Source organism: Polaromonas sp. P3_C2, assembly GCF_056402675.1.
This window is the reverse complement of sequence record NZ_JBFUGX010000801.1, coordinates 1-1,674: the sequence shown is the minus strand read 5'-3', so window position 1 is coordinate 1,674 and position 1,674 is coordinate 1. Positions and strand designations below refer to the sequence as shown.

Below are 1,674 nucleotides of genomic sequence, written 5' to 3'. Positions count from 1 at the left end.
TGCGGGTTCAGTTTGCCTGCGACCAGCTGACCCAGGAAGAACTGAAGACGCAACTCGAAGCATTCGCCTCACCTTTCAGCATGAAGTGGAAACTTCACTCGACAGAAGCGGCCATGCGTACCGTGATCATGGTTAGCCGCGACGGCCATTGCCTCAACGACCTGCTGTTTCGCTGGAAGTCCGGCATGGTGCCGCTGGATGTGCGCGCCATCATCAGCAACCACCGTGACTTTTACCAGCTGGCGGCAAGCTACAACGTTCCTTTTCACCACATCCCGGTGACGGCGGCCACCAAGGCGCAGGTCGAAGCAAAGCAACTTGAGATCATCGAGGCAGAGGGTGCCGAACTGGTCGTGCTGGCGCGCTACATGCAAGTGCTCAGCAACGAGATGTGCGGATCACTCTCAGGGCGTGCCATCAACATCCACCACAGCATGCTTCCGAGCTTCAAGGGCGCGAGGCCGTATTACCAGGCGCATGAACGCGGCGTGAAAGTGATCGGTGCGACGGCGCACTATGTCACGGCCGACCTTGATGAAGGCCCGATCATCGAACAGGATGTCACCCGGGTCGACCACAAGGACACCGTCGAGCACCTGACCGCCCGCGGCAAGGACACCGAAAGCCGCGTGCTGGCACGCGCTGTCAAATGGCACAGCGAGCACCGTGTGCTTTTGAACGGCCATAAGACCGTTATTTTTAAATAGATATGAACAAGCCTGATATGAACAAGCCTGCTCGCTCAACAGATAGAAAACACGCATCATCCGCTGTTACCACGGCGTCATGGTGGTTCGGTATCGCGTTTTTGTGTGCCGTTCTGTCTTTGCGGCCCGTCGAAGATGCCGATATCTGGTTTCAACTGCTTGCCGGTCGTTATGCGCTGGAACACGGCGCAGTACCTCATCAGGAGTTTTTTCTCTATACCGCTGCCGGCGCGCCCCAGCTCTTCGGCGGCTGGGGCTTCGGTTTGCTCGCAGAGCTCGCCGTCAGGCTAGGGGGATGGGTCAGCCTGAGTGTCTTTAACGCGGTGCTGTGGGCTGCGACCCTTTGCTTGGGACTATTCGCTGCGCAGCGAGCCGCCAACAACGGCATGCAGGCACGCTACGAGGTTGACCTGAACCAGATGGCGGCCATGGCTTTGGCGCTGCTGATTGTCTACCCCACGTTCCTGCACCGATCCCAGATACGCGCAGAAGTTACGCTCTACCTTTCGTGGATGGCAGCCACGCTCTTGTTTGAAAGCTGCCGCCATCCTGCCCGCATCCGCCGGGCACTGTTCGCCTTTCCCCTGTTGTGTCTAGCGTTGGCGTGGGTTCACACCACGGTGCTGCTGATGCTGCCTCTTTTGGCCGCTTATGCACTCCGCCGATGGCAAGACAGGCATGAGCACGCCATATCCCGCAACGAGGCGGTGTGCTGGGCAATTTGCGGGCTGGCGAGCGTGGCGCTGCCGCTGCTGAACCCCAATGGGGCACAACAGGTGTTTTCGCAGTTTTTTGTCTGGCAAGACATGCAGGATGGAGGCAGTATTGCGGCGGAGAGGATCGCCATACGTGAATACTTGCCGCTATGGGATCCCAGCTCGCGTTTTCTCTGGCCGTCTGCCGCTGTTCTCGCGATGGGCACGGCGGTCTGGTTCCTCACTGCGGGGCCGGCAAGATTGTCCGGCCT

General features: G+C 59.1%; 2 protein-coding genes. Both read left to right on the top strand.

Features of this window, described 5'->3' with window-relative positions; translation table 11 throughout:
- A partial coding sequence (purU, locus tag AC1DWI_RS22125; RefSeq protein ID WP_477725782.1) for a formyltetrahydrofolate deformylase occupies positions 1-707 on the top strand: 707 nt, incomplete at its 5' end.
- A 2-nt stretch (positions 708-709) separates the two neighbouring features.
- Positions 710-1,674: hypothetical protein (locus AC1DWI_RS22120; protein WP_477725781.1), on the top strand; the 965-nt coding region annotated here is incomplete at its 3' end.